At 60.6% G+C, this 3304-nt stretch carries 3 protein-coding genes and 3 pseudogenes; all 6 read left to right on the forward strand.

What is annotated here, in order from left to right; all coding sequences use genetic code 11:
* Positions 1–342 (forward strand): annotated as a pseudogene (locus I5W_RS00295) (NADH-quinone oxidoreductase subunit M); the annotation flags it as partial.
* A gap of 145 nt (positions 343–487) precedes the next feature.
* Positions 488–1996, forward strand: coding sequence for an NADH-quinone oxidoreductase subunit NuoN (nuoN, locus tag I5W_RS00300; RefSeq protein ID WP_044527756.1), 1509 nt, complete (start codon positions 488–490; stop codon positions 1994–1996).
* Between the two features lie 12 nt (positions 1997–2008).
* A complete protein-coding gene (locus I5W_RS00305; RefSeq protein WP_017450680.1) occupies positions 2009–2323 on the forward strand; it encodes a DUF2818 family protein in 315 nt (104 codons plus the stop codon).
* 110 nt (positions 2324–2433) lie between these two features.
* Positions 2434–2676: pseudogene (locus tag I5W_RS34120) on the forward strand (ADP-ribose pyrophosphatase); the annotation flags it as partial.
* A 67-nt stretch (positions 2677–2743) separates the two neighbouring features.
* A complete protein-coding gene (locus tag I5W_RS34125) occupies positions 2744–2914 on the forward strand; it encodes a DUF4337 family protein (protein ID WP_374702110.1) in 171 nt (56 codons plus the stop codon).
* 228 nt (positions 2915–3142) lie between these two features.
* Positions 3143–3304, forward strand: a pseudogene (locus tag I5W_RS32995) (EamA/RhaT family transporter); the annotation flags it as partial.

The raw sequence follows: 3304 nt of genomic DNA on the forward strand, positions 1-3304 counted from the left end.
GCCCTGCCGGCCACTTCCGTTTTCGTCGGCGAATTCATGGTGATCCTGGGTGCGGTGAAGTTCAACTTCTGGATCGGCCTGTTGGCAGCGACCGCCCTGATCTGGGGTGCGGCCTACTCGCTGTGGCTGGCCAAGCGTGTCATCTTCGGTGCTGTGGCCAACCACCACGTGGCCGAGCTGGTTGACCTGAATGCCCGCGAGTTCCTGATCCTGGGCTTGCTGGCGATTGCTACCTTGGTCATGGGTATCTATCCCGGCATCATCACCGACAGTATCCAGACCTCGGTGACCGACCTGTTGCGGCACGTGGCGATGAGCAAGATTCCAGTATTGCCGAACTAAGGATGTGAAGGGCGGGGCGCTTGCGTCCCGCCGACAATGAAGCTGGGCAACAACGAGTAATGAGACGAGCCGGTGTGGCATTGCCGGTCGGGCGGCGCGACCGAAGTCGCGACACAAGCGGGCGAACACAAGCGGTAGTAACTAAATGAATAACATGAATCTGATCCCTGTCTATCCGGAAATATTTCTGCTGATCGCGACTTCCGCGATCCTGCTGATCGATATGTTCCTGCCGGAAGCCAAGCGCGTCATTACCTATCTGCTGTCGCTGGCGGCGCTGGTGGTGTGTGCGGTATTGACCTTTGGTGACTTCAACAGCGGCGCCACGGTCTACACGTTCAACAACATGTTCGTGTCCGACCCGCTGGCCAATCTGTTGAAACTGTTCACCTACCTGGGCGTCGGCGTCACGCTGATCTACTCGCGCCAGTACAACACCGCACGTGGCATCACCGGTGGCGCCCTGGGCGGCGAATACTACGTCCTGGCCCTGTTCGCCCTGCTGGGCCAGATGGTCATGATTTCCGGCAACAGCTTCCTGTCCATCTACCTGGGCCTGGAATTGATGTCGCTGTCGCTCTATGCGCTGGTGGCCCTGCGTCGTGACCATGCCGCTTCCACTGAAGCTGGCATGAAGTATTTCATCCTGGGTGCCCTGGCTTCGGGCTTCCTGCTGTACGGCATGTCCATGCTGTATGGTGCGACCGGTGGTGCGCTGGAATTGAACGAAGTGTTCCGCGCCATCGCCTCCGGTACCGTTGACCGCACGGCACTGGTGTTCGGCATCGTGTTCGTGGTTGCAGGCCTGGCCTTCAAGCTGGGTGCCGTGCCCTTCCACATGTGGGTGCCTGACGTCTACCAGGGTTCACCCACTCCGGTGACCCTGTTGCTGGGCGCCGCACCGAAGCTGGCCGCGTTCGCCATCATCTTCCGCCTGCTGGTCGAAGGCATGTTGCCGCTGGCCGAGCACTGGCAGCAGATGCTCATGGTGCTGGCCGTGTTGTCCATCATCCTGGGTAACGTCACTGCCATCGCGCAGACCAACATCAAGCGTATGCTGGCCTATTCGACCATCTCCCACATGGGCTTCATGCTGCTGGGCATGATGTCGGGCGTGATCGACAGCAACCTGTTCTCGGCCGTCAATGCCTACAGCTCCTCGCTGTTCTATGCCATCACCTACGTGATCACCACCCTGGGTAGCTTCGGCGTGATCATCCTGCTGTCGCGCTCGGGCTTCGAAGCCGATACCCTGGACGACTTCAAAGGCCTCAACCAGCGCAGCCCCTGGTTTGCCGCCGTGATGATGATCATGATGTTCTCGCTGGCCGGTATTCCTCCGCTGGTGGGCTTCTACGCCAAGCTGTCGGTACTGCAGGCCGCCATGGTGACCGGTCAGCTCTGGTTGCCGGTGCTGGCCGTGATCTTCTCGCTCATCGGTGCCTTCTACTACATCCGCGTGGTCAAGGTGATGTACTTCGATGAGCCGACCGACACCAGCAAGATCGTCGCCACGCCCGAAATGCGCGTCGTGCTGAGCGTCAATGGTATTGCCGCAGTGGCCTTGGGCCTGTGGCCGGGTCATCTGATGGACGCCTGCACCAATGCCATCGTCACCACGCTGGCGACCTTCCTCAGCAAGGTCGTGTCGTAAGGGAACAGGGGAATGAACGTTTCCCTGTTGAGCTGGATCGTGATCCTGTTGGCCGCCCTGGCGGCCAATTTGCCATTCTTCAACCAGCAGTTGTTCGGCCTGATTCCGTTAAGCCGGAATGCGGCCTGGGTCAAGCCGGTATGGGTGCGCCTGCTGGAGCTGGTGGTCTTGTATTTCCTGGTCGGGTTGGTGGCGCGTCAGCTGGAAGCTGGCATCGGCAACCTCTTTTCGCAGGGCTGGGAATTCTATGCCATCACCGGCTGTCTGTTCCTGGTGCTGGCCTATCCCGGCTACGTGATGCGCTATCTGCGCAAGCAACACGCCTGAACCTGCCAGCATGAGGCGTCGATTTCCCATCGGCGCCTTTTTTCCTTGGACCGCCCCATGTCGGCGCGTCCAGCCGCCTTCCCATCCTCACCTCTAGCCACGCTCATATCATGGACGCCCACCTCAAAGAGACGCAGAAAGACAGCCGCCGGGTCTACGAAGGCCACTTCCTCAAAGTCCAGAAGGACACCATCGTGCTGCCCGATGGCAAGGAATCTACCCGCGAATACATCAAGCATCCCGGTGCCGTTGCAGTGCTGCCCTTGTTCGATGATGGCAGTGTGCTCATGGAGCGCCAGTTCCGCTATCCGCTGGATCGCGTCTTCATCGAATTCCCGGCCGGCAAGCTCGATGACCGGCGAAGGCAAGAAGGAGCTGGCGCACAAGGCGCGCGAAGCCGAACATGAAGCCCATGCCTACATGGAAAAGTACGAGAAGATGGAAATGGCGGCCGGGATGCTGCAAGTGGCCATCGTGCTGGCTTCGGCCACCATCATCTCCGGCGTGGCAGTGCTGGCCTACCTATCCATGGGCATCGGCGTGGTGGCGCTGGCCTTCGTGGGAGCCGGACTGCTGGGCGCGGTGATCTGATTGTCCTGGCCGCTGCCGGTGACGGCAGCCATGATGAAACGCCGGCTTCACGCCGGCGTTTTTCATCGGGCCTCACCCTCGCTCACCCTCGCTCACCCTCGCTCACCATCGGCTTCACAGCGCAGTCCATCGCAATAAAACCGTAGCCCGCAACAATCTTTCCCCGCTCCACTGCTGCATACTGCCAGCCTTTCCCGTTGCTGCGGTGGCATCGACCACCTTTGACTGATGCGTTCCAACCCGATTCTGCAAGGCATGTTCTATAGCGCCCTGGCCGGCGCCGCCTGGGGCCTGGTGTTCCTGGCCCCGGAACTGACCCGCGCCTTCTCGCCCTGGCAATTGACCGCCGGGCGCTACCTGGCCTATGGCCTGGTCGCCGCGCTGCTGATC

The sequence above is a fragment of the Herbaspirillum sp. B65 genome (assembly GCF_000333555.1).
GTDB lineage: Bacteria > Pseudomonadota > Gammaproteobacteria > Burkholderiales > Burkholderiaceae_D > Herbaspirillum > Herbaspirillum rubrisubalbicans.

Coding starts and splice junctions, on each gene's coding strand:
- I5W_RS34125 (WP_374702110.1), top strand. CDS start 2,744: ATGGAAAAGTACGAGAAGATGGAAATGGCGGCCGGGATGCTGCAAGTG.
- I5W_RS00305 (WP_017450680.1), top strand. CDS start 2,009: ATGAACGTTTCCCTGTTGAGCTGGATCGTGATCCTGTTGGCCGCCCTG.
- nuoN (WP_044527756.1), top strand. CDS start 488: ATGAATAACATGAATCTGATCCCTGTCTATCCGGAAATATTTCTGCTG.